This is a genomic window from Streptomyces sp. NPDC049915 (assembly GCF_040656475.1).
Lineage (GTDB): Bacteria > Actinomycetota > Actinomycetes > Streptomycetales > Streptomycetaceae > Streptomyces.
In genome coordinates, this window is sequence record NZ_JBFAMH010000012.1 from 127522 (window position 1) to 151221 (window position 23700).

Genomic DNA, 23700 nt, shown 5'->3' on the forward strand with positions numbered 1-23700 from the left:
CATGTCCCTGCCGCACGCGATCCTCACCGCCCTGCTGGAGAAGCCGTCCTCCGGGCTGGAGCTGACCCGCCGCTTCGACAGGTCGATCGGCTACTTCTGGTCCGCGACGCACCAGCAGATCTACCGCGAGCTGGGACGCCTGGAGTCCGAGGGGTACATCCGCGCGCTGCCGAGCGAACAGCCGGCCCGCGGGCAGAAGAAGGCCTACGAGGTCCTGCCCGCGGGCCGCGCCGAGCTTCAGCGCTGGACGGCCGCGGCACAGGACCCGAGGCCGCTGCGCGACGTCATGCTGCTGCGGCTGCGCGCCGCCGCCGTGGTCGGCACCGCCGGCCTGGAGGACGACCTGCGGCGCCATCTCCAGCTGCACGAGCGTCAGTTGGCGGAGTATCTGGAGATCGAGCAGCGCGACTTCCCGCCCGGCAAGGACGGGCCTGAGGACCGGCTGCGCCACCTCGTGCTGCGGGCCGGGATCGATCTGGAGACCTTCTGGACGCGATGGCTCGCGCACGCGCTGGCGGAGTTCGACGCCCTGGACAAGGCCGGTGAGCCGATCACGGACGACACGTCGGTCACGGACGGTACGTCGACGACCGACGGCGGCGCGTCGGTCACAGACGATGCGGCCTCGAGCGACGGCGCAGGAACCACGCCGCCCCGATGACACCGCCGCCCACCAGGGCCGCGCCCACGCCCATCGTGACCGGGCCGTAGTCCCGGACCGCGCCGCCGAGGCCGCCCATCACCCCGCGGGACGGCGAGGACGACGGCGTGGGGCGGAGGGTGGGCGCGACGGGCGTGGAGACGATCACCGACTGGGTGCCGGCGGTGGTGTTGTTCGCGCACATCACGATGACCGTGTAGGTGCCTGGAGAAACGTTGGACCAGGCGGCGGACTGGCTGACGCCGGTCCCCGAGAGCGCCACCTGGCGGCCCTGGGCGAAGTTCGCCTGGCTGCTGTTGAGCAGCGCCGCCGTGCCCCAGCTGCCGTTGATCTGGGTGCAGGCGCTGGTCAGCACGGACACGGTGGACCCGGTCGTGCTGACGGAGATCCCCGTGCCCCGGGCGGTGGCCGGTCCCGCGGCGGTCAGGGCGAGCGGCAGGGCGGCGGCGGCCGCCACGGTCAGGCCGTGGCGTCTGAAGAAGTGAGAATTGCGCATAGGGGTGTCCTCCGGCGGCGGCACGGTTGGCGGTACATCCCTTGCGCCGCCGAGGATCGGGAACGCCCGTGCTGCCTCAACGGGCAGCCAACGTTCCGCGGCGCGCACGCGCATGCGGACGGCACCCGGTCAGGTGACGGATTCCCACCGACGGCCCAGGTCCGCCCGCCGGTCACCGGCCGGCGCCGGTCGTAACCACCCGCTCCGCCGACCAGCCGCCCCAGGTGCCGTCGGGCAGCCGGGCCCGCAGCCGCAGCCGGTGGCGCACCCCGGGCTCGGCGCCGGCGTAGAAGCTGTAGTCCGCCCTCTCCCGCGGCGCGTCGGCGCCCCACACCAGGGAGGTCGCCGTCCGCCCGTCGAGCTGCAGCTGGTACTCGCCGACCGTCCCGTCCGTCCGCGGCGGAACCCAGGACAGGTCCAGGTAGTACGCGCCGCCCGCCTGATGGCTCGCCACGCGGAAGGCGGCGGGCGCGGTGTCCCGGCCGTCGTCCGTGCCGGGGGCCGTGGTGAGCCGGAGCGGGCCGGCGGCGGGGGAGAGGTTGTCGGCCGCGTCCCGCGCCCGCACGGTGAAGGCGTACCGGGTACCCGGCCGCAGCCCGGTCACGACCGTCGCCGTCTGCGCCCCGCCCACGCTGTGGATCTTCACACCGCCCTGGTAGACGTCGTACGACACCACCATCCGGTCGTCGCGGGCGGCCGTCCAGGACAGCTGGACCGCCGTGCTCCCGGCGCTCCGGCCGGTCAGCCGGCCCGGCCGGGCCGGCGCCGAGCGGTCCGCCGCCGCGGCGGCCGGGGTCGTCGCCGCGACCTCCCGGCTGGGCGGCCCGAGCCGGCCGGCGCGGTCGCGGGCGCGTACCGAGAAGACGTACGTCGTGGCCGGCCGCAGACGGACGACGTCCACCATGTGCTCCCCGGCCGGCACGTCCGCCACCTTGGCGCGGTCGCGGTACACCTCGTAGACGCGGACGCCGTCGGCCGCGACGACGGCGTTCCACATGACATGCACGCTGGTCGCGCTGCCCGCGGTCGCCGTGACGGCGGCCGGCGCCCCCGGCAGCGCCCCGCTCTCGCCGTCGTCCGTGCCCGCCCACCCGCAGGAGGTGACCAGCAGCAGGATCACCGTGTATAGCACCACACGTCGCACGACGTGCCTCCCGTGTCGGCCGCAGAGCAGGACAGCAAAGGTCCGGACCAATACGCTCACCATGGCATCGGTGACGCGTACTCATCAAGGGTGCGGTGCACCCCCGGCGTATGCGGTAGCCGCACGGCCAGGCGCCGGCGTCCTCGCGGCCGTTGCATATGCTGGGCCTCCGCGCGGCCGAACTCTCCTCGAAGGCTCGGGAGTTCATGCCGCGGGCGCGGATCGCTGTCGTCGCTTTCCCGCGCCGGACGGGGGCGGCCGGGAGGCCGGAGCCGACGCAGGCCCGGTCTCCCGGCGCCTGGCGGACCGTCAGAGGCCGTGCACCGTACGGCCGCGTCCGGTGGCCGCCGTCCGGCACCCGCCCCAGATTGGCTGAGTGACCGTCACCGTCTCCCACGAGAGGGTCCCTCCATGGTGCGTGTCCCGTCGATGACGCTGGCCGCGGCCGGGCTCGTCCTGCTGGCCCCGGCGCTGCCGTCCGCCGCTGCACCGCGGCCGCCGGCGCTGCCGTCCGCCGCCGCACCGCTGCCGTCCGCCCCCGCACCGCTGCCGTCCGCCGCCGCACCGCGGCCGCCCGCCGCGGGTCCCCACGCCCCCGTGTCCATGCGGCCGCCGGGCGCCGTACGCGCCGCCGAGCTGCTCGCCCGGGCCCGCTCGTGCGCGCCTGTCTCCCGCGGCCGCTACCGCACCGACGACGACACGCCTCCCACCGTCCCCGTGTGCGGCACCCGCGACGCCGTGATCTGGACCGCGGACCTGGACATCGACTGCGACGGGCGGCCCACCCCGCGCTGCAACGGCGACACCGACCCCCTCTTCGCCGAAGCCACCGCCTTCGCCCAGGCCGACGGGCGCTACCCGAGCGCCGAGACGCTGCCCTACATCGTCGTACCCGCGCCGAGCGCCCGCTGGGACCACCGCAGGGACGGGGTGCGCGGCGGCTCGGTCGCCGCCGTCGTCCACCGGGGCCGCGTCCAGTACGCCGTCGTCGGTGACATCGGCCCGAGCGACATCATCGGCGAGGCCTCCTACGCCACCGCGCGGGCGCTGGGCATCCGCGCCGACCCGCACGGCGGCGGCGCACCCTCCGGGGTCACCTACATCGTGTTCAAGGACTCCGAGGTCAAACCCATCGAGGACCGCGCAGCCGTGACGGCCGTGGGGGAGCGGCTGGCGCGGCAGTTCGTCCGGGGTGGACGCGGGGCCGGCTGAGGGGCGTGCCGAGGCTCCCGGGAGCCCGCTTGGCGGCCGCGGGCCGAGAGCGGACCCCGGCGACTCGGAGCCCGCGTATGCCCGCGTCGGGGGCGGGCAGGCCCTGCTCAGCCGTCCCACCGAGGAGACCGCCGAGCCGTGACCGCCCCCGGGGCTCACACCTTCCGGTAGTCGTACGCCTCCTTCGCCGCCGCCTCCACCGCGTCCAGGTCGGCGCCCGTCGCCGCCGTGACGACCGCGGCGACCGCGCCCTCGACGAACGGCGCGTCCACCAGGCGGGAACCCTCGGGGAGTTCGTCGCCCTCCGCGAGGAGCGCCTTCACGGTCAGCACGGCGCTGCCGAGGTCGGTGAGGAGGGCGACCCCGGCGCCGCGGTCCACGGAGGCGGCCGCGGCGGCGATCAGCTCGGCGCTGGTCCCCAGCCCACCGCCCTCGGTGCCGCCGGCCGGGGCGACCGGCACCGCCGCGCCACCCCCCGACAGCGACTTCGCCAGCTTGGTCACCGACTCCGCCACGTCGGCGCTGTGGGACACGAGGACGATCCCGACCAGCTTGTCGTCACTCACCGTGCGCCTCCGCGAGGGCCGCGATCAGCAGGGCCGCCGAGGTCGCCCCCGGATCCTGGTGTCCGATGCTGCGTTCGCCGAGATAGCTGGCCCGGCCCTTGCGGGCCTGCAACGGCGTGGTGGCCTCCGCGCCCTGCTCGGCGGCGGCCCGTGCCGCGGCGAAGCCGTCACCGAGCGCGTCGAGCGCCGGGACCAGGGCGTCGATCATGGTCTTGTCGCCGGGCGCCGCACCGCCCAGCGCCATGACGGCGTCCACCCCGGCGCGCAGCGCCTGCGCGAACTGCTCCTCGCTGACCTCGGTGGCGTCACCGAGCGTCTTGCCGGTACGGCGCAGCAGGGTGCCGTACAGCGGGCCCGACGCGCCGCCGACCTTCGAGATCAGCTGCTTCGCCGCCAGCATGAGCACCGCACCGGGTGTGTCGGGCGACTCCTCCTGCAGCGCGGCGGTCACGGCGGTGAGGCCGCGCTGCATGTTGGTGCCGTGGTCGGCGTCCCCGATGGCCGAGTCGAGTGCGGTGAGATGTTCGGCCTCGCGGTTCACGGACGCGGCGGCCGCCGTCAGCCAGCGGCGGAAGAAGTCGGCGTCGAGCACGTGATCTCCTTGCGTGGTAGGGGTGTGGCCAGGGGTCTCGCTCACCTGCTGATCACCGTGTCACATGCCCCAGCGCAGTCCCGGCGTGCTCACCGGCGCGTCCCACAGCCGCAGCAGTTCCTCGTCGACCTGGCACAGGCTCACCGAGGCGCCCGCCATGTCGAGCGAGGTCACGTAGTTGCCGACCAGGGTGCGGGCCACGGCGACGCCCCGCGCGGCGAGCACCCGCTGCACCTCGGCGTTGAAGCCGTACAGCTCCAGCAGCGGCGTCGCGCCCATGCCGTTGACCAGGACGAGGAGGGGGTTGCGCGGGCTCATGTCCTCGAGGATGGCGTTGACCGCGAAGTCCGCGATCTCCCCGGAGGTCATCATCGCCCGCCGCTCCCGCCCCGGCTCGCCGTGGATGCCGATGCCCAACTCGAGTTCGCCCGGCGGAAGGTCGAAGGTGGGGCTGCCCTTGGCGGGGGTCGTCACGGCGCTCAGGGCCACGCCGAAACTGCGGGAGTTCTCGTTGACCTGCCGTGCGATCGCCTCCACGCGCTCCAGCGGCTGCTCCTCGTCGGCGGCGGCGCCGGCGATCTTCTCCACGAACAGCGTCGCGCCGGTGCCGCGGCGCCCGGCCGTGTAGAGGCTGTCGGTGACCGCCACGTCGTCGTTGACCAGCACCTTCGCGACCTGGATGCCCTCGTCCTCGGCCATTTCGGCCGCCATGTCGAAGTTGAGGACGTCGCCGGTGTAGTTCTTGACGATGAACAGCACCCCGGCGCCGCTGTCCACGGCCGCTGCGGCGCGCAGCATCTGGTCGGGAACCGGCGAGGTGAACACCTCACCCGGACAGGCCGCCGACAGCATGCCGGGGCCGACGAATCCGCCGTGCAGCGGCTCGTGCCCCGAGCCGCCACCGGAGATCAGGGCGACCTTGCCCGGCACGGGGGCATCCCGCCGTACGATCACCCGGTTCTCGACATCGACGGTCAGCTCCGGATGGGCGGCCGCGATCCCCCGCAGCGCATCGGCGACGACGGTCTCGGGGACGTTGATCAGCATCCTCATGGGTGCCTCCTTGAGGGACTAGCGGGTGGGCCCCTGACCTACATTTTTCCGGGTCAGGTGGGCGATGGCCAGTTATTGATCTCGGCGGTCCACGGCGGCCCCGGTCGGGTCTCGGCGGCACGGTTGCTGACTCCCTGCTGCCTTTGGTGACAGGCCGTCAACGCCTCCCTTCGGCGGTGCGCATCGTGCTGCATGTCCTGATGTCCGCAGTATCGACCTTGTGCGCGTGAAGGTCACGTGCAACGCCTGACCTCTTGTGCTCTCGGACCGTGACCGTCTCTGCGTCCGGGCGGTCCGATGCAGAAAATCTACAATGCCGAGGTTCCCGGTCGAGCGCTCTGAAATGATCGCAGCGTGAGACCGAACTCGCCGGGGGAGCCCGCTGTCGTGCTTCCCCGGGCAGTCAGCATTCCCGCTCCCGGCGGTGGCCGGCTCTGGTGCGAACGCAGCGGCACCGGCAGCCCGGTGGTGCTGCTGCACGGTGCCGGAATGGACTCCCGCCTGTGGGACGCGATCGTTCCCGGGCTGGCCCGCCACCACGACGTGATCCGTTACGACGCCCGCGGGCTGGGACGCTCCACACCACCGGACAAGCCGTTCAGCGATGTCGAGGATCTGCGGGCCGTCCTTGACCACTTCGGTCTCCGTCGAGCCGCGTTGGCCGGCTTGAGCATGGGCGGGGAGACCGCGCTGGACTTCACTCTCACCCATCCGGAGCGCGTCACCGCACTGGCCCTGATCGGTGCCTCGGTCAGCGGCCATGCCTGGCCGCGAAGCCCGGAGCTGTCCGCCTATGCCGCGGCCCGGCGCGAGCGCAGGACGGCCGCCCTGGCCGCACTGGAACTGACGATCTGGGCAGCCATGGGCCGCACGGCCCCTGGAGGAGAGCTCATCGAGGCGATGGTCACCTCGAACGCCGAGCGACGAGTGGTGAGCGAACAGCACTGCGTCGTGTCCGCGGGCCGCGACGCCGAACCGCACCTCGGAGAGATCGCCGCGCCGACGCTGGTCGTCCACGGCGACCGCGACCATCCGGAGATCCCGGTGATCGCCGCACGGCTTGTCAGCGACATCCCGGGCGCCCGCGGCGAGACCATCCCGGACGCCGACCACTACCTGCCGCTCCGTACACCCGGACGCCTGGCGGAGCTGCTCCTGACGCACCTTCCCTGAACGCTCACAGGAGGTGTTCGTCGTCGTCGGTGGTCTTGCGGTTCCGGTTGGCCATATCCTCCCAGTAGGCATCCAACTCCCTGACGGGGATGCTCACCCATGGCGCCGTGTGCCGGCTGACGGCCGGCAGGTGCCAGCGGAAGCGGCTGTGCAGGAGCGCCTGTTGCTGCCGGCAGAACAGTTCCGCCATCTCCGTCTGCGCCCGTCCGGCCTGCGGGGGATAGGGGCACAGACGGAACTCGCAGGGCGACAGGCAGGTGGTGCGGGATTCGTCCCTGTCAGCCCTGCCGACACTGCATTCGGGGTGGAGCCGAGTACGGTCGTGGGTGAGGCAGTGCGGGAGGTCGTCCCGGTCCGAGAGCTTCAGGCGTTCCTCGATGTCGTCCGGGCTCCCGGTGCCCTGGGTGAGGTTGAGCATGACCAGTACGTCGGCGAGAAGGCGTTGCGCCCGTGGGTGCAGGACGCTCCAGCCGACGGACGGGGCGATCCACAGATTGTGCTTGCGGTAGCGCTCCGGATCAGCAGGGGTGGAACCGACGTTGTTCGTGGCCTCGTGCTCGTCGATCCAGATGAACCGCTCGGGGTGTCCGGTCTCCAGGGCCAGGGTCACCAGGTCGCCGGCTTCGGCGACGAACGGGTGGAGGACCTTTTCCGCATGGCGTTCGTGGGGGGCGCCGTTGTGGGCGGCCGGGGTCTCGTGTGCGCTGCCCGCCATGGTGAGCCACCGGGTGACCGACCTCATGGGTTCCATGGGGCTGCTGGATGCCGCGTCGCCGTCCGCCGTGAGGCCGGTCGCACGTGGTGCGGGATGGTTGCGATGCCCCTTCACCGCGCCGGAGTTGGTGGTACGTCCGACGGTGTCGGGAAGCTCCCACAGGCACAGCGCATGGAGCAGACTCAGCTGGGCGTACCAGTAGCGGCTGCAAGTGAGCATCTGTTCCGCCTGCTTCACCAGGTAGGCCCGGGTCTCTTCGTAGGCGTCCGGATGCCGTCTCCTGCGGTTCGCCGCGTTCTTGAAGCCCTGGGCCAGAGCGTTCTCCAAAGAGAGCGGCATGGGCGGGCCCTGCCGGCCGGTCGTGGTGGTCAGGTTGCGCAGCCAGAGACTCAGCCGTTCCTTGGCCTCGTCGCGGTACTTCTCGGAGACGGACCCGACGATCATGGGAACGAGCCAGGCCCGGAGGGAAAAGTGGCGCCACCATGTGGTGCGGCTCTGCTCGTACTCCTGCACGATGCAGTCATGTTTCCGCCGGCTCTTCTCCGCCGCCTCGGGGTCGGCGGCAGGATGCGCGTTCTCTTCCTCGAGCCAAGCGGTGTAGCTGCGGTCGAGCCGCTGCTTGGCTTCACGGATCTTTCTCAGGTACTGGGATATGGGATCGGTTCCGAGGGGGAATTCCGTGCGCAGGTCCTGGAAGGCCGCATCGCCGCCGGCCGCTATCTGATGTGCGATCGCGATCCGGACGGGATACGAGGGCTCCTGCGTGCCGATCTGGAAGAGGTGCTTGTAGGGAAGAGGTGGTTGCAATGGCTCCTGGCCCGCGAGCGGATGACTTCCCTTTCTGCGGCGGTCCCGTTCACGCAGAGCAGCTCCGAAGCGCCGCACCAGCCTCAGCTTCGCATCCTCGATGGTCCGCTGATCGCCTCTGATGTCGAGGTCCGCCCATTGAGCGTCGAGGTCCTTGGCCAGCTCGTCCTGTATCGGAACCGGATCGACACAGTCTATTTCCAGGGCTGCAGCGTACAGATCGAAGTACTTTGCGTCATGCCGGTCCGCCGCGGCCCTGCTGAGCAGCTCGGCCAGGCTCGGCGGCGTTCCACGACCGCTCCGGGCGCGACGAGTTCTCTGCGGCACGGTGGACGTCCGCGTGACGGGATCCGCCTGGTGACGTGAGAGCAGCACCAGAGCGATGAGCAGTTCCCGGGACGGACCCGGGCTGTGCAATGCGGGTTCGACGACCGCGTCGATCTCGTCGTCTTCCAGCTCCCTCAGGAGGCGATAACCCAGATACGCCTGCAGGATGCTGTGCGGGAACCGAACCCTGTTCTGGCAGCCGTACACCAGTCCGAGGAGCTGTCCGTTGGCGGTGTATCTCGCCAACTCGGTACGGCACTCGGCCGGGTAGTCCAGCGTGTTGAGCCAGGGCGTCGACTTGCTGATCTTTCGAGCCAGTACACCCCATATCGCGTCGCGTTGTGCCGGGGAAACGACAAGACGGGCTCCGTACTGGTGGGCACTGCCCGGTGATTCCTCGTGATCGCCCCGAGACTGCTTGCGAAGGTCGTCCACGTGAGCGCTGACGAAGTCGTCGAACGTCACCTCGATGCTGTCCTGCAGCAGACCGAGGCAGGCCAGTGCCGACACGACCCACATGGTCTCCCGGCGTTCCGTGCGGTCCATCACCAGCCTGTCGAATATGCGGCCGTCTTCGATGGCCTGACGGTAGGTGTTCAAAAGCCCGAGCCTGAGAGTGGAGCAGTCGTTGCTGCGGGTGTCCAGGCGACCGCCTTCCTCACGGAGAGTCAGGTGCTCCACCAAGCCGCGCTGCTGCAGCAGACGGGCGATCCGGAGGTAGATCGGCGAATCCGTGACCTGGGCGGTCTCCACCACCCAGTCGAGGCGGCGCTCGTCCAGCTCACCGGGTTCCCGGATCAGATATTCCAGGGCCGCTTCCTCGCTCAACGGCTCCAGGTTGGCGATCGCCGCCCGGGTACCCTCCAGCGGCGCGTGCGGGCGCGAGGCGATGACCAAGGGCAGCTTCTGGCGATCCGCCCGGTCTATCGCCCGCCGGATGATGTTGTCGCGGTCCTCCTGGTACTTGTCGTCGAGGAGGGCCTCTTCCAGGCCGTCGGCGATGACGACGGCCTTGTCGTCGAGTCGGAGCTGCCGCCACGTCTTGTCGATGTTGCTGCCGGCGAGCACTCCTTGGTCCGCTTCTTCCGCGAAGCGGCGCCGTGCCATTTCCTCGAAGTCGAGTTCACCGTCGCCCTTCGTGTCGCGCAGACTTATCGGCACGGGAACGGCGGACTGCTGTGCCAGCATCCGGGTGAGCTCGACCAGAACGGCCGTCTTGCCGACGCCCACGCCGCCGACCAGCAGATAGGGCTTTCGGGTCTTCCGGTTGCGGAGTGTCTGGGCCATCACCTGGGACAGCTGGCGGCGCCCGACGATCCGGTTGACGAGGGTTCCGGCCGTGGGGACCAGATCATGCGGGCGCGTGCGTGCCTTTTCGACGAGCGGCTTCTTGGTCGTGTGATACCAATACAGAAGGAAGAACGACAGGAGCAGGGAGCCTGCCAGAACAGGTCCCAAGATGTGGTTCACGGCGTCGAACCACAGGGAGTCGAGCACTTTATGGAGCGCTGAATTCTTGTTCTCGTGCAAGGCGTAGAAATCGTAAAGGGTCAGTCCCACCCAAGCGAAAAGCAGCACGGTCCCGACGAAGGCGTACGCGCGCAACAGAGGGCCGAGGGAAAACCTCGACGGGCGCCAGTTGCGATTGGGGACGATACTCCTGTGCGCCTCCCTTTCAGTCCTGAACCTACGCCATCTTCTGCCCACTGCCCCTGAGAACCGGGACCACCACCGCCTCGGATACAACGTGTACCAGGGGGCGCTGTGCGGCCGCTCCTTGCCTTCCGGGTGGCGGATGACCTTGGTGGGCATGAGGTTCCCTCCGCGCTGCGCACTAATTGGCGGGACGTCGTACGGTCACCTGCACGTTCCGTGATCAACGCTGCTGCAGCGCGATATCGCCGCCCCCGCGACGAGAGCATCTGCCTCGCGATATCCGCTCGCACGTATGCCCTCATTTCCATCAAAGCACTGGCAGGGGAGACCGCAACACGGCCGCCGGTCGCGCGGCGGCGGCCTCCCGCCTGGCCTGGGCACATAGGCGGAGATCTCGCCCAGGCACAGGGCTTGAGGCACCTTCCTGGTGAATTACCGTCGGGGCTGGGCCTCCTGACGAATATTCACGTCGCAACAACGCGAGATCTGCCGCACCCCCGCGGCGGTCAGGATGCGGCGACGGGCAGGCCGTACCGACTCGGCCGAGTCGACCCGCTGCTCGTTCGGCGATCTTGACGATCCCCGCGTATCGTTGTTCGAGCGGGGTTGGTCCGCGCGCCAGGCGTCACCGGCGGCGATACCGACTCGCAGTTTGACTCGATTTCCCTTTGAACAATCCGCGCTCTCCAGCGCCGGCCGTCCGGCTTGCTCGCGCCGGAATCCCACATATCCATGGCGACAGCCCATGGACGCACTCGGCCCCCACCCTTTCCTTCCGCGTGATCAGGGCGCCGACCGCGAGCGGATCCGATGGTTCCATTCGAAAGCCAACGGAGTTCACCCATGCCCGAGCCCACCACGCCGGACAGGCGCGCTCGCACCGACAGGGCGGCGCACGCTTGCCGAGCGCGGGCGAGCTTCCGGACCTCCCTCGCCCCGGGAGCGGTCGATGTGCCGTCGTTCGTGGCGATCACGCATGCCTTCATGTTCCGGAACATCGCGAGCGACGGCTCCGTCCACAGCGACCCTCAGTCACCGGGCGAGGTTTCCCGTGACTCGTAGCCCGGTCGCATGATCGCTGCCCGAATCCAGGCCGCCACGCCGGTCCCGGCCGCGCCTGGCAGAGGAGGAGTGACTGCCTCATGTACGCAAAGTTCCCCGAGGGAGCGGCGCAGCGCACCGACCCCATGGCTGCGGCCGAGGTCGTCTACGACGCCGTCGTCGTCGGCGGCGGTATTTCCGGCGCCCTGATCGCCTCCCGGCTCAGCGACGCGGGCAAGAGAGTGCTGATACTCGAAGCCGGCCCGGCCGAAGACCTCACCCTGAGGGGCTACGAGCGCTACCTCGACCGGTTCTACTCGGCCATAGGCAAGGACAACCAGGCCCCCTACCCGGCCATCGCCAACGCCCCGATGCCCCGCGGCACCGACGCGCGGCGCATCACGCCGGGTGCGCCCGACGCCTCGTCCTACATCGTCCAGAGCGGGCCCTTCGCCACCGACACCACCTACACGCGGGTCCTCGGCGGCACCACCATGCACTGGGAGGGCAAGACCCTGCGGATGCTGCCCGAGGACTTCCGGATGCGGACGCTCTACGGCGAGGGGGCGGACTGGCCGCTCACCTACGAGGACCTCGCCCCGTACTACAGCGAGGCCGAACGAGAGATCGGCGTCTCCGCCGACGTGGAGGACCAGGCCTACCTCGGGATCACCTTCGACGAGGGCTACGTCTTCCCCATGAAGGGGCTGCCCCTGTCCTACCTGGACCAGATGGTCGCCAAGGACGTCGACGGGATGCCGGTCGAACTCGACGGGGAGCAGCTACGGCTGCGGGTCCGGCCGTTCCCCCAGGGCCGCAACGGGATACCGAACCCGGCCTACGACGGCGGTAAGGGCTATGTGCCCCAAGGTGCCGTGAGCGCGTACCAGGTCGAGGTCGGCGAGCGGTGCCAGGGCAACAACAACTGCGTGCCCATCTGCCCGGTGCAGGCCAAGTACAACGCCGGCAAGACCCTCGCCGTCGCCCTCCAGAGCGGCCGGGTCGACCTGGTGGCCCAGGCGGTGGCCCACAAGGTGCACATCGACGAGCAAACGGGCCGGGTGACCGAGATCGAGTACCGCCGCTACGACCGGCCCGACAGCCCCGGCTTCACCACGATGAGAGCCCGCGGCCGGCTGTTCGTCCTGGCGACCAACGCGGTGGAGAACCCCCGGCTGATGCTGGCCTCCGGCCTGCGCAGTTCGAGCGACCTGATGGGGCGGAACTTCATGGACCATGCCTACCTGCTGGCGTGGGGCCTGCTGCCGCAGGTGGCCGGCACCTTCCGTGGCACGAACTGCACGGGCGGCATCACCGACTTGCGCGGGGGCCGCTTCCGCAGCCGTCAGGCGGCGTTCACCGTCGACATCCACAACGACGGCTGGGGCTGGGCCCGGGGCGCGCCGATGACCGATCTGATCGACCTGGTGGACGCCGCCGGCCGCTACGGCGAGTCCCTCCGCCAGGGCCTGGTGGACCGGGTGTCCCGCCAGCTTCAGCTGGCGTTCATGGTCGAGGTCCCCGCCAACCCGAGCAACCGGGTCACCGTGAGCCCGGACTTCACCGACCAGCTGGGGAACATGCGGCCCGTCCTCACTTACGACGTCCCCGAGTACACGATGCGGGGAGTGGCGTACGCCCGGCAGCTGTCGAGACGGATCTTCGCCCGCCTGGGAGCCGAGGACCATACCGCGTACAACCCGAACTTCTGGGGCTACGCCGTCCATGACGGCGAGGGGTACGAGATCCGCGGGGGCAACCATCTCGCCGGCACCCATGTGATGGGCCACGACCCGTCGGCCTCGGTGGTCGACGCGGATCAGCGGTGCTGGGACCACGAGAACCTCTACATGGTCGGCGGGGGAAGCATGCCCACCGTGGGCACGTCGAACGTGACGCTCACCGTCGCCGCCCTGTGCCTGCGCAGCGCCCGGGCCATGCTGGCCCAGCTCGACTCCGACGCCGCACCGATCAACGTTTCCTTCAACCGGCGCCACGCGGCGCCGACCTCAGCGGAGGTGGCCCGGTGACCGCGTCGACCATCGAGAACCGAGACGACCTGATCCGCTACCTGAACGCGGCGATGGCGCTCGAGCACGCGACCATCCCCCCGTACCTGACCGCCTACTACTCCATACGCTCCACCACCAACTCCGACGCCGCCCACATCATCCGGGTGGCCGCGGTGGAGGAGATGCTGCACCTGACCCTCGTCGCCAACGTCCTGAACGCCATCGGCGGGGAGCCCGACCTGACCCGCCCCGGCTTCGTGCCGTCCTATCCGGCGTACCTGCCGGACGGGGAGACCGACTTCACCGTCGACCTGCGGCCCTTTTCCCCCGAGGCGGTGGAGACGTTCTGCAAGATCGAGCGTCCGGGCAAGGCACCCAGTGCCGACGCACGGCTGCTGCAGACATCGGACGACGCGACTCCGCTCCTGGTCTCCAGCCCTACGGCCGAGGGGATGCGTTTCTACAGCATCGGCGAGTTCTACGAGGAGATCATCGAGGGGCTCGAAAAGGTGGCGGCCGGCGACCCCACGCTGTTCCGTGGGGATCCGGCCCGGCAGATGGGGGCCGAGTACTTCTACTCCGGCGGCGGGGAGGTGATCGTCGTCACCGACCTGGACTCGGCCCAGCGGGCGCTGCGTTTCATCGCCGCCCAGGGCGAGGGTCTCGACTCGGGCATGTACGACGCCGACGGCGAACTGGCCCACTACTACCGGTTCCGGCAGCTCCAGCTCGGGCGCTACTACCAGGTGGGCGACCACCCCGGCGCACCTTCGGGGCCCGAGCTGAGCATCTGCTGGGACGCCGTGTACAAGGTGAAGGTCAGTGCCCGGCTGGCCGATTACCCGGCGGGATCGGAACTCGCACAGGTCGCCCGGGACTTCAACGCCGACTACGGAGCCTTCCTCGCCCTGCTCACCAAGGCGTTCAACGGGCAGCCGTACCTCTTGCAGGAGGCCGTCTGCGAGATGTTCCGCCTGCGCGACGGATTCAACCGGCTGATCTGCAACCCCCTGCCGGGCGGTGACGGCCTGCACGCCGCCCCCACCTTCGAGATCCCGGACGCGGTCGGGTCGGATCCCCAGGCCTCACCGGGCGCCGGTGAGACAGCCCAGGCGGTGACACCATGACCGCCCCGTCGTTCGAGAGGTTCCTCTTGCTGTCGGTCGACCTCACCGCCTTCGCGGAGACCGATCTGCTCGGCACCGGCATGGCCCACAAATATCTGGCGAAAGTGCGGGACGCCTGCGGCGACGAGGTCGTCACCGCCCTCCTGGACGCCCACCGGGCAGCCCGGGCCGAGGCAGCCGCCGAGGCCGGAAGCCATACCCAAGGCCCGCTGGACCGCGACCTGTTCGACCGGGCCCTGCGCCACCGGATCTTCAGCGACGACCGGCTCGGACCGGTGGCCCGCAACGTGATCAAGCTCTGGTACGCCGGGATGTGGTACGCCCTGCCGCCCGAGTGGATGGACCGCTACGGGGTCGATACGGCGTCAGGAACCTCCACCGTTACCGCCGCCTCCTACCAGGAGGGGCTGCTGTGGCGGGCCATCGCGGCCAATCCTCCAGGTGCCAAGGCGCCCGGATACGGCTCCTGGGCTCGGCCACCCCGCATCGCGCAACGCTACCTGAAAGGGGCGACAAGATGACGGCCTTGGCCGAACGCCTCAGCCCGGACAAGGTGAAGCTCGGCGTCTGCTGCACCTTGTGGTGGAACGACGACTTCCCCACCATCGACGCCGGTATCTCCTTCGGCGAGGCCGTGAGCGAGATGGCTCTGGCCGGCTTCCAGGGCTGCAGTATCGGGCACAAGTACCCCGCGGACGCGGCCGAGCTCAAGGCCGCCCTCGATCTGCGCGGCCTGCGGATCTCCGAGCCCTGGACGAGCACGTACTTCACAATCGGCAATATGCGGCAGAAGACGATGGCCGCTTTCAAGGAGACGCTGGCCCACGTCAGGGCGCTGGGCGGGACCGAGCTGGTCGTGGCCGAGTTCGGGGCCTCGTCGCACCTGCTCCCCGTGGACGTGTTCGCCAACCGCCCGGTCTTCACCGACGCCCAGTGGGACGCCTTGACGTCGGGCCTGAACGAGCTCGGAGAGATCGCCGGCTCGGCGGGGATGAAGCTCAGCTATCACCACCACATGGGCACGGGCGTCATGACCCGGGCCGACGTCGACCGGCTGATGGAGTCGACCGACCCGGACCTGGTCCATCTGCTGCTCGACACCGGCCACATGGCCTTCGCCGGCGACGATCCGCTGGAACTGGCCCGGGCCCACGCCGCCCGCATCGGCCACGTCCACTTGAAGAGCATCCGGCCCGAGGTCGTGAAGCGGGTGCGTGAGGAAGGCCTGTCGTTCCAGGACGGCATCGAACTCGGCGTCTTCACCGTGCCCGGAGACGGCGCGATCGACTTCCGGCCCATCCTCGAAGCACTGGCCGACGCCCATTACCAGGGGTGGCTGGTCGTGGAGGCGGAGCAGGACCCGAACAAGGCCGTCCCGCTCGAATACGCCAAAAAGGCCCGCGCCTACCTCGCCGACGTCTTGGGCTGGTGACGATGAACGCGACGCTCGGACGAGACGTATTCTTCAGCTTCTTCATGTTCACGGCCGATCTGCGGCCACAGGACGCACGGTACACCCGGACCCTGATCGATCACCTGAACGCCCTGACCGAGATGGGCTACGACGGCTTCGACGTGCATATCGCCGCCCAGCCCACGACCGTCGACCACAAACTCGAGGTCGACCGCTACATCGGCCTCAAGAAGGCGTTCGACCAGGCAGGGCTGGGGGAGGTGAAGTTCACCACCAACGTCGGGACCACGCGGACCTTCGACCCCACGTCGCCCTACGAGGAGCAGCGCGCGCAGGCCCTGTCCTACCTCAAGTCGCGCGTCGACATCACGCAGGTCCTGGGCGGCGACTCGATCATGTCCGGGCCGTTCATCTACCCCTACGGGGTCTTTCCGGTCACGGACACCGATGAGCCGATCTGGAGCGACGCCCTGCAGGACTGGATGAAGCCGCGCTACGACGCGGCGCGTTCCGTCTTCGAGGAGTTGCTGGAGTACTCCGCGGCGCGAGAGGTGAGGCTCGCCGTCGAGCCCGTCAAGAGCTGGGAGACGCCGCCACCCAACATGGTCTCGGAGGTACTGGACTTCCTCGAAGGCCTCGAACACCCGCAGGGCGGCGTAACGATCGACACCGCCCAGGTCGTGATGGAGAGTCAGGGCCCTTCGGTCCTGAAGGAGAACGTCGCGCGAGCGACACGGCAGGACCGGCTCTACTACGTCCACATATCCGCACCCGACCGGGGCGCGGTGAAGGACAGCTGGATCCCGTGGCACATCATCTCCAAAGAGATCGAGCCGGTGTATCGCGGCCCGTACCTGGTCGAAGTGTTCAACGCGATCCCGCCGTTCGACAGCTCCATGCGCATGGCGCGCCGGCGCTTCTGGCGCCCCGGCGAGGACGACCCGGTGCCCGGCAGGGACAGCGCCTACGACGTCGCGAGGGCTGCGCTGGAGGAACTGCGCGAGCAGACCACATAACCCCGAGAGAGGCCTCGACATGCCGGCTCAGCCGTCGGATCCCATCATCATGGTCGTGAAGCAGACGGGCGATGTCCGTGTGCACACCTTCGTCGCGTCCTTCGCGTACGGCAACATAGCGAACGCCACGCACATCATCGAAAGCAGGAACCAGCTGGTTCTCGTCGACGGGCAGTTTCTCGCCCCCTATGCGAGAGCGTTCAGGGACTACGCGGACAGCCTGGGCAAGCCGATCGAAAGGCTGTACCTCTCTCATCGGCACCCCGACCACTGGTTCGGTCTCGGGACCGCGTTCACCGACATCCCGGTCTACGCGCTGTCCGAAACCATGACCTTCGTCCGCGAGCACGGGGAAGACTCCATAAGCGACCACGGAAAACTCGGTGACCTCGCCCCGGACCGCATAGTCGTTCCCAAGCAGGTCGCCAGTCCCGGTGAAGAGACGATCGACGGGGTCAGATATGTCTTCGACCGGGTGACCGATACCGAGATCGATTACACCCTCACCATCAGGCTTCCCGAGACAGGTGTGTACTTCGCCCAGGACCTGATCTACAGCGGCACTCATCTGTACCTGACGACACACATGGACCACTGGACTCGGGTCCTGCAAGAAATGCTGGTGTCGGACTACGAGTTGTTCATGCCGGGCCACGGCTTGCCCGCCGACAAGAACGAAGTCGCTCGCAACATCGAGTACCTTGCCGCCGCCCGGCAGGCAATCGGCAACGGGCTGACAGGCGACGCCTTCAAGAACTTCATGCTGCAGCGGTATCCGGAACGCAAGTGCCCGGGGATCTTCGACATCTACCTGCCCCGGCTGTTCGGCGGCGCGAGCGACTACTGACCACGGAGGTGCGTCGACCATGAACGAGACCTGCACTGTAGGACAGTATCTGGTGGACCGGCTCCGCCAACTCGGGTTGGAGCACCTGTTCGCCATCGCGGGCGACTACTCGATACAGTGGTTGAACCGGTACGTCACACCGAACGGCATCCAGATCGTCGAGGAAGTCAATGAGGTGAACGCCGGTTACGCGGCGGACGGATACGCGAGGCTGAAGGGAATCGGCGCCCTCTGCGTCACCTATTCCGCAGGCGCACTGTGTGCCGTGAACGCTGTCGCCGGCGCCTATGTCGAGAAGGTGCCGCTCGTGCTGATCAACGGCACGCCGAGCGTCAAGAAGACCATCACCTTCGAGCAGACCGGCTTCAGCGCGCACCACTTCATCAGCGGACGCGAGACGGACCTTCAGTCCTTCGAGCACCTGACCGTCGCCGCCATACGGATCGACAATCCGGACCTCGCGCCCACGCTGATCGATTATGCGCTCACCCGGTGCATCAGTGAACGGCGCCCGATCTACATCGAGTTGCTCCAGGACATGGTCGACCTGGAGTGCGAGCCGCCGAGGGGTGTTCTCCAGCGAGCCCGCAGCCTGTCGGATCCGACCAGCCTGGAACAGTCGGTCGCACGGATCTGCGCACGGCTCGAAAGCGCCGAGAAACCGCTCATCTGGCTCGGTGTGGAGATCGACCGGCTCGGGCTCCAGGACAAGGCCATGAGCCTGATCCAGCAACTGAACGTCCCGTTCGTCACGGAACTCCTCAGCAAGGCCGTCCTTTCCGAGGACGACGAGCTGTTCGTCGGGGTGCTCGACGGCCAGGCATCCTCGACGGCCGTGACGGACCTGGCCGACTCGGCCGACTTCATACTGGCCCTCGGCGTGTGGCTGACCGACATCAACTCGCTGGGCTGGGACCCGGACTACGACAAGACCGCATTCGCGTCGTTCGACGCGGTCAAGTTCGGAACGTACTTCGGCGGGCAGGTCGCGTTGGAGCACCTGGTGGACGGCATCCTGGCGGAGAAGATCGCGCCCAAGGAGCGGAAACTGCCGGAAATGCCGGCGCACAGCGTGCCGACCGTGGGCGAGGCCGATGCCATCACGTACCAGGGGTTCTACAACTACATCCAGCAGTACATCGACAGGGACACCGTCGTCAGCGCCGATGCGAGCATGAACTACTTCGGGAGCCTGCTCCTCGATGTCCCGAGCCCGGGCGGGTTCATCGTTCAGTCGTCCTACTCGGCGATAGGTTACAGCGGGGCGGCTGCGACGGGTATCTGCCTGGCGAAGGATCCCGGCCAGAAGGTATTGGTCTTCTCGGGCGACGGCGGCTTCCAGATGACCGCCCAATGCCTCGCCACACAGACCCGGTTCGGGCTCGATCCGGTCATCTTCGTCATCGACAACGGCGTCTACGCCGTGGAGCAGTGGCTCGCCGATGCCGGGGTTTTCCACTCCGACGAGCCGTTCTACAAGCCGTGCGAGCTGCACCGGTGGAATTACAGCATGCTGGCGGAGGTCTTCGGTTGCCGGGGGTGGGAAGTCGGCACGTACCAAGAGCTGAGGGACGCCGTGACGGGTGCACTGGAGAACTCGGGCGGCCCGTCCCTCATCCAGGTACGTGTGCCTGACAAAACGATCCCGGACAATGCGAACTGGAAGACCGATTAACAGGCACGAACAAGGAAAGAACAATTCCGGTCAGTTGAGTGTTGTCCCGGGCGTCCGGGCGAATCTCACACACCGAAAGCACCGAAAGGGGCGCCCCGATGGACGGCTACCCACTGATCGAGAACCACGGTCTCGTCGGCGATCTGCAGACCGCGGCGCTGGTGACCACCGAGGGCGCGGTCGACTGGTTCTGCTCCCCGCGGTTCGACTCGCCGAGTGTCTTCGGGGCGCTCCTGGACAAGGAGAAGGGCGGGCACTGCACGGTCCGGCCGGCGCACCGGACCGATGCGACCAAGCAGTTGTACCTGCCCGACACGGCGGTCCTGGTGACCCGGTTCATGACCGAGGCGGGCGCCGGTGAGGTGGTCGACTTCATGCCCGTGACCGGGACGACGGTCACCTCCCGCCACCGGCTGGTGCGTCTGGTCCGCTGTGTGCGCGGCAGCATGACGTTCCAGGTGGAGATCGCCCCGCGGTTCGACTACGGGCGCAGCAAGCACGAGTTGCACATCACCGAGCACGGAGCGGTCTTCGCCGCGGAGGACGGCACGGAACTCACCGTGCACCCCATCCGTGAACCGGAGGACGAGCGGCTCATCGACGTTCTCACGGACCAGGGTGCCGACCTGCACCTGTCGCTGACGCTGCAGGCCGGTCAGCAGCGCGGGCTGGTTCTGGAGATGGGCGCCGGGGGGCCACCCGCCGAGGTCCGCCTGGACGCATACGAACAGCTCTTCGACGAGACCGCTGCGTTCTGGCGTTCCTGGCTGGCGCAGTCGCGCTACACCGGACGCTGGCGCGAGATGGTGGAGCGTTCCGCGATCACGCTGAAGCTGATGACCTTCGCCCCCAGCGGCGCCGTGGTGGCCGCCCCGACGACGGCTCTGCCGGAGCAACTGGGCGGCGAGCGCAACTGGGACTACCGCTTCACCTGGATCCGCGACGCCTCCTTCTCCGTGTACGCCCTGCTGGGTTTGGGCTTCACGGAGGAGGCCCGGGCCTTCATCGCCTGGCTGACCGACCGGGTCAAGGAGCGGGCCGGCAGCGGCGGGACAACCGGCCCGCTCAACATCATGTACAGGGTCGACGGCTCGTCCGACCTGGACGAGCAGATCCTCGGCCACTGGGAGGGCTATGCGGGCTCCAGGCCGGTACGGATCGGCAACGGCGCCGCGACGCAGCTGCAGCTGGACATCTACGGCGAGGCGCTGGACAGCATGTACTTCGCGCACCAGCACGGATTCCAGGTCGGGTACGAGGGATGGACCTCGATGCGGGAGAACCTGGACTGGCTGGCCGACCACTGGGACCAGAATGAGGAGGGGATCTGGGAGACCCGCAGCGGGCCCCAGGCCTTCACCTACGGCCGGGTCATGTCGTGGGTGGCGTTCGACCGGGCTCTGCGCCTGGCCGAGTCGAAGGGCTGGCCGTCGGCGGCCGGGCGATGGCAGACCGAGCGGGACGCCGTCTACGAACAGGTCATGGCCAAGGGGTGGAGCGAAGAGCGGCAGGCCTTCGTGCAGCACTACGGCAGTGACGTACTGGACTCCTCGCTGCTGCGCATGGCGACGGTCGGGTTCGTCAGCCCCGAGGATCCGAGATGGGCATCGACCCTGGACGCCATCGAGCGGGAACTGGTCAGCGACAGCCTCGTCTACCGCTACAACCCTGAGGCCTCGCCCGACGGCCTGCGCGGCGCTGAGGGCACCTTCTCGCTGTGCACGTTCATGTACGTCGACGCCCTCGCCCGTGCGGGACGGACGGACAAGGCACGGCTGGTGTTCGAGAAGATGATGGGATACGCCAACCATCTGGGCCTGTACTCGGAGGAGATCGACCCGACGGGCCGTCAACTGGGCAATTTCCCACAGGCGTTCACGCATCTCGCCCTCATCGACGCGACCCTCACCCTCGACAAGGCGCTCGACGGACGATAGCCCGGGTGGTTCCACCCGTCCGACGGCGGTGACCGCCCGGTCCTCCCACCCCGCGACCCCTGAGGCGCCGGCGCCCCGCGTCCGGCTCGGCCGCCCGACCTCAGCCGGTGCCCGATCCTCCGCGGTGTCCGCGGTCCCGGGGTGCGGGGTGCTGCCTCGGTTGTTCCGCCGGAGCGGTCGGGCCGGTCAGGAACGACGCGGGCAGCAGACGGGCGGCCGCGCACAGGCACAGCCCCAGCCAGCCGGCGGCGAACAGCCAGCCGCCGAGGACGTCCGTGAACCAGTGCACGCCGAGGTAGACCCGGGTCAGCCCGACGAGCAGCGCCCAGCCGCACACGGCGACCCGCAGCGCGGTGCCCCCGCGCGGGGCGCGCAGGGTGAGCGCCACCGTGAGCACCCCGGCGGTCAGGGCGGCCGTCGTGGTGTGCCCGGAGGGGAACGCCCAGCCGGTCGCGTGTGCCGCCCAGTCCGCCACGGGTGGGCGGGAGCGATGAACCAGCTCCATCACCCCGTGGCGCGCCAGCTGACCCGCGCCGAGGCAGGCCAGGCCGATGGCGGCGGCGAGCAGCCGGGTGCGCGGCGTGCGTCCCGCCACCACGCCGGCCAGCGCGGTGAGGAAGTACGGAACGACTCCGGTGCCGGTGGCGGTCACACCCCGGGCGAGCGCCACGGCCTCCTCCGGGCGGTGACCGACGGACCATATGTGGAACCTGCCGTCGAGCCAGAGCGGCGCACCGGCCCGGCCGGCGACGACCAGCGCCAGGACGGTGAACGCCGCCCACGCGCCGAGGCCCGCGCTCCCGGCGAGATCGGCGACGTCCCGGCGCCGCCCGCTGCGCTCTCCGGCCTTCGGGCGGCCGTCCTCGCCGATCATGAGGCCGACAGGAGCAGACGCAGCGGGGCAGCCGCCGTCAGCCGTCGGGCCAGCGCCTCCGACCGGCGTCGCAGCAGCAGGATCGACGCGAGCGCGACGAGCCCGCCGACGACCAGCCCGGCCAGCACGTCGTGCGGATAATGCACGCCGACCCACACGCGCGACGCGGCCATCGCGAGCGCCGCCAGGCAGGCGAGCGCTCCCAGTCGCCGTGAGACGAGCCACAGCGCCACGGCGGCCGCGGCGGCGATCGCCGCGTGGTTGCTGGGGAAGGACCAGTCCCCGTGCGCCGGGCACGCCTCCAGGGTGCGCACCTGAAGGGTCTGGCAGGGCCGGTCCTCGTGCACGAACGTCTTGAGCACGTCGTTCACCCCGTACGCCAGAACCACGACCACCGGCACGGCCAGCGCCGTCACCGCCGTCGCGGCCCCCGCGCGCCGGGCCCGCCACCAGACGAGCACCATGAGCACGGCGAACACCGCCAGACCGTACGCCGACCACACCCTGATCGTGGTGTCCAGCCAGCCCGGTGAGCGCTGCGCGAGGTCCACCACCTCCCGGTACGCGGAGCCGTCGATCGAGGCTCCACCGAACGCGAGGTTCATCCACGGACCTCCTCGGCCTTGGCGCGCCTGCGGCCGCGGTACAGCTCGAGGGCGAGCGGGATCAGCGACACCGCCACGATCAGTGCGACCAGCGGCAGCAGATAACGGTCCACGTCCGGGACGGAGGAGCCCAGCGCGTACCCCGCCAGGGTCAGGCCGACGCTCCACACCAGGCCACCCACCATCTGCCAGAGGGTGAACACCCGGGCGGGCACCCCGAGCGCACCCGCGAGCGGATTGAGCACCGTGCGCACCACCGGGACGAATCTCGCCAGCACGATCGCCTTCGCGTGCCCGTAGCGAGTGAGCAACTCCTCGGCTCTGCGCGCGCCCTCGTGCAGCCGCGCCGAGCGGCTGCGGGCGAGCAGGGTGCCACCCGCGCGGCGCCCGATCAGATAGCCGCACTGGGCACCGGCCAGTGCGCCCAGCGCCGCGGCGGCCAGCAGTGGCCCGAGGGACAGCCGGATGCCGTGCTGCTCCGTGCCGGTGCACAGCAGGCCCGCCGTGAACAGCAGGGAGTCGCCCGGCAGGAAGAAGCCGATCAGCAGTCCCGTCTCGGCGAACATCACGACGCCGACGCCGAGGACACCGAAAGCGGCCAGCAGTGACCGGGCGTCGAGTGGATTCACCGCGAGCTGCGACGATAGAGCCACGGCTGTGGTCATCGCATGAGTCCTTTCTGAGCGGGCCACCGGATGCACGGCACCCGATCGTCTACAATCACGTAGACGGTCTACGACACTGTAGACG

19 protein-coding genes and 1 pseudogene are annotated in these 23700 nt (G+C 69.4%); 11 read left to right on the plus strand and 9 right to left on the minus strand.

The genetic code is table 11. From position 1 onward, the window contains the following. Window position 1: 1 nt before the first annotated feature. A pseudogene (locus tag AB0J12_RS22140) lies at window positions 2-523 on the plus strand (PadR family transcriptional regulator); the annotation flags it as partial. 85 nt (window positions 524-608) lie between these two features. Here the strand turns inward: AB0J12_RS22140 and AB0J12_RS22145 are convergent. Together AB0J12_RS22145 and AB0J12_RS22150 are read right to left on the minus strand one after the other, a co-directional pair. Then, a complete protein-coding gene (locus AB0J12_RS22145) occupies window positions 609-1157 on the minus strand; it encodes a hypothetical protein (protein WP_363266047.1) in 549 nt (182 codons plus the stop codon). Between the two features lie 172 nt (window positions 1158-1329). Continuing rightward, on the minus strand, window positions 1330-2301 hold the full coding sequence (locus AB0J12_RS22150) for a fibronectin type III domain-containing protein (RefSeq protein ID WP_363266049.1): 972 nt from the start codon (window positions 2299-2301) through the stop codon (window positions 1330-1332). A gap of 414 nt (window positions 2302-2715) precedes the next feature. Here AB0J12_RS22150 and AB0J12_RS22155 point away from each other — a divergent pair, with 414 nt between their 5' ends. Then, entirely contained in the window at window positions 2716-3513 is a 798-nt protein-coding gene (locus tag AB0J12_RS22155; RefSeq protein ID WP_363266151.1) for a glycoside hydrolase family 75 protein, read from the plus strand. 155 nt (window positions 3514-3668) lie between these two features. On the opposite strand, the gene AB0J12_RS22160 is transcribed toward AB0J12_RS22155, so the two are convergent. The 3 genes from AB0J12_RS22160 to dhaK are packed head-to-tail and all read right to left on the minus strand — an operon-like array spanning window position 3669 to window position 5724. Further along, window positions 3669-4079, minus strand: coding sequence for a PTS fructose transporter subunit IIA (locus tag AB0J12_RS22160; RefSeq protein WP_363266051.1), 411 nt, complete (start codon window positions 4077-4079; stop codon window positions 3669-3671). Beyond that, on the minus strand, window positions 4072-4671 hold the full coding sequence (gene dhaL / locus AB0J12_RS22165; protein WP_363266052.1) for a dihydroxyacetone kinase subunit DhaL: 600 nt from the start codon (window positions 4669-4671) through the stop codon (window positions 4072-4074). The genes AB0J12_RS22160 and dhaL overlap by 8 nt, the downstream gene beginning before the upstream one ends. A 60-nt stretch (window positions 4672-4731) precedes the next feature. After that, the gene (dhaK, locus tag AB0J12_RS22170; RefSeq protein WP_363266053.1) at window positions 4732-5724 is read right to left on the minus strand and encodes a dihydroxyacetone kinase subunit DhaK; all 993 of its coding nucleotides are present in this window, start codon (window positions 5722-5724) and stop codon (window positions 4732-4734) included. Window positions 5725-6111: 387 nt separating this feature from the next. Between dhaK and AB0J12_RS22175 the strand changes: the two genes are divergently transcribed. Then, window positions 6112-6897 carry an alpha/beta hydrolase gene (locus AB0J12_RS22175; RefSeq protein WP_363266054.1) on the plus strand — a complete coding sequence of 262 codons (786 nt, stop codon included), beginning with the start codon at window positions 6112-6114 and terminating at the stop codon, window positions 6895-6897. A 4-nt stretch (window positions 6898-6901) separates the two neighbouring features. Here the strand turns inward: AB0J12_RS22175 and AB0J12_RS22180 are convergent, their stop codons facing one another. Then, complete coding sequence (locus tag AB0J12_RS22180) at window positions 6902-10276, minus strand: ATP-binding protein (protein WP_363266055.1); 3375 nt, start codon at window positions 10274-10276, stop codon at window positions 6902-6904. Between the two features lie 1268 nt (window positions 10277-11544). Between AB0J12_RS22180 and AB0J12_RS22185 the strand changes: the two genes are divergently transcribed. The 8 genes from AB0J12_RS22185 (at window position 11545) to AB0J12_RS22220 (ending at window position 21471) form a co-directional block, all read left to right on the plus strand. Next, complete coding sequence (locus AB0J12_RS22185; RefSeq protein ID WP_363266056.1) at window positions 11545-13473, plus strand: GMC family oxidoreductase; 1929 nt, start codon at window positions 11545-11547, stop codon at window positions 13471-13473. Further along, window positions 13470-14582: a ferritin-like protein gene (locus tag AB0J12_RS22190; protein WP_363266057.1), complete on the plus strand. Its 1113-nt coding sequence runs from the start codon at window positions 13470-13472 to the stop codon at window positions 14580-14582. Before AB0J12_RS22185 ends, AB0J12_RS22190 begins: the two co-directional genes overlap by 4 nt. Beyond that, complete coding sequence (locus AB0J12_RS22195; protein ID WP_363266058.1) at window positions 14579-15103, plus strand: hypothetical protein; 525 nt, start codon at window positions 14579-14581, stop codon at window positions 15101-15103. Before AB0J12_RS22190 ends, AB0J12_RS22195 begins: the two co-directional genes overlap by 4 nt. Further along, entirely contained in the window at window positions 15100-16014 is a 915-nt protein-coding gene (gene iolE, locus AB0J12_RS22200) for a myo-inosose-2 dehydratase (RefSeq protein WP_363266059.1), read from the plus strand. Before AB0J12_RS22195 ends, iolE begins: the two co-directional genes overlap by 4 nt. 2 nt (window positions 16015-16016) lie before the next feature. Beyond that, window positions 16017-17012: a sugar phosphate isomerase/epimerase family protein gene (locus tag AB0J12_RS22205; RefSeq protein ID WP_363266060.1), complete on the plus strand. Its 996-nt coding sequence runs from the start codon at window positions 16017-16019 to the stop codon at window positions 17010-17012. A 55-nt stretch (window positions 17013-17067) separates the two neighbouring features. Further along, a complete protein-coding gene (locus tag AB0J12_RS22210; RefSeq protein WP_363266061.1) occupies window positions 17068-17859 on the plus strand; it encodes an MBL fold metallo-hydrolase in 792 nt (263 codons plus the stop codon). Window positions 17860-17878: 19 nt separating this feature from the next. Then, complete coding sequence (locus tag AB0J12_RS22215; protein ID WP_363266062.1) at window positions 17879-19534, plus strand: thiamine pyrophosphate-dependent enzyme; 1656 nt, start codon at window positions 17879-17881, stop codon at window positions 19532-19534. A 98-nt stretch (window positions 19535-19632) separates the two neighbouring features. After that, the gene (locus AB0J12_RS22220; protein ID WP_363266063.1) at window positions 19633-21471 is read left to right on the plus strand and encodes a glycoside hydrolase family 15 protein; all 1839 of its coding nucleotides are present in this window, start codon (window positions 19633-19635) and stop codon (window positions 21469-21471) included. Window positions 21472-21571: 100 nt separating this feature from the next. Here AB0J12_RS22220 and AB0J12_RS22225 read toward each other — a convergent pair whose 3' ends face one another. The 3 genes from AB0J12_RS22225 to AB0J12_RS22235 are packed head-to-tail and all read right to left on the minus strand — an operon-like array spanning window position 21572 to window position 23615. Next, window positions 21572-22345, minus strand: a complete 774-nt coding sequence (locus AB0J12_RS22225; RefSeq protein ID WP_363266064.1) for a phosphatase PAP2 family protein — start codon at window positions 22343-22345, stop codon at window positions 21572-21574. Next, on the minus strand, window positions 22342-22950 hold the full coding sequence (locus tag AB0J12_RS22230; RefSeq protein ID WP_363266065.1) for a phosphatase PAP2 family protein: 609 nt from the start codon (window positions 22948-22950) through the stop codon (window positions 22342-22344). Before AB0J12_RS22230 ends, AB0J12_RS22225 begins: the two co-directional genes overlap by 4 nt. Beyond that, entirely contained in the window at window positions 22947-23615 is a 669-nt protein-coding gene (locus AB0J12_RS22235) for a DedA family protein (RefSeq protein ID WP_363266066.1), read from the minus strand. The genes AB0J12_RS22230 and AB0J12_RS22235 overlap by 4 nt, the downstream gene beginning before the upstream one ends. Window positions 23616-23700: the final 85 nt, after the last annotated feature.

What these genes read in the sequence shown, in the direction of transcription:
- AB0J12_RS22145 (WP_363266047.1), bottom strand. Translation starts at nt 1,157, where the DNA reads ATGCGCAATTCTCACTTCTTCAGACGCCACGGCCTGACCGTGGCGGCC.
- dhaK (WP_363266053.1), bottom strand. Translation starts at nt 5,724, where the DNA reads ATGAGGATGCTGATCAACGTCCCCGAGACCGTCGTCGCCGATGCGCTG.
- AB0J12_RS22185 (WP_363266056.1), top strand. Translation starts at nt 11,545, where the DNA reads ATGTACGCAAAGTTCCCCGAGGGAGCGGCGCAGCGCACCGACCCCATG.
- AB0J12_RS22195 (WP_363266058.1), top strand. Translation starts at nt 14,579, where the DNA reads ATGACCGCCCCGTCGTTCGAGAGGTTCCTCTTGCTGTCGGTCGACCTC.
- iolE (WP_363266059.1), top strand. Translation starts at nt 15,100, where the DNA reads ATGACGGCCTTGGCCGAACGCCTCAGCCCGGACAAGGTGAAGCTCGGC.
- AB0J12_RS22205 (WP_363266060.1), top strand. Translation starts at nt 16,017, where the DNA reads ATGAACGCGACGCTCGGACGAGACGTATTCTTCAGCTTCTTCATGTTC.
- AB0J12_RS22215 (WP_363266062.1), top strand. Translation starts at nt 17,879, where the DNA reads ATGAACGAGACCTGCACTGTAGGACAGTATCTGGTGGACCGGCTCCGC.
- AB0J12_RS22220 (WP_363266063.1), top strand. Translation starts at nt 19,633, where the DNA reads ATGGACGGCTACCCACTGATCGAGAACCACGGTCTCGTCGGCGATCTG.
- AB0J12_RS22225 (WP_363266064.1), bottom strand. Translation starts at nt 22,345, where the DNA reads ATGATCGGCGAGGACGGCCGCCCGAAGGCCGGAGAGCGCAGCGGGCGG.
- AB0J12_RS22230 (WP_363266065.1), bottom strand. Translation starts at nt 22,950, where the DNA reads ATGAACCTCGCGTTCGGTGGAGCCTCGATCGACGGCTCCGCGTACCGG.
- AB0J12_RS22235 (WP_363266066.1), bottom strand. Translation starts at nt 23,615, where the DNA reads ATGACCACAGCCGTGGCTCTATCGTCGCAGCTCGCGGTGAATCCACTC.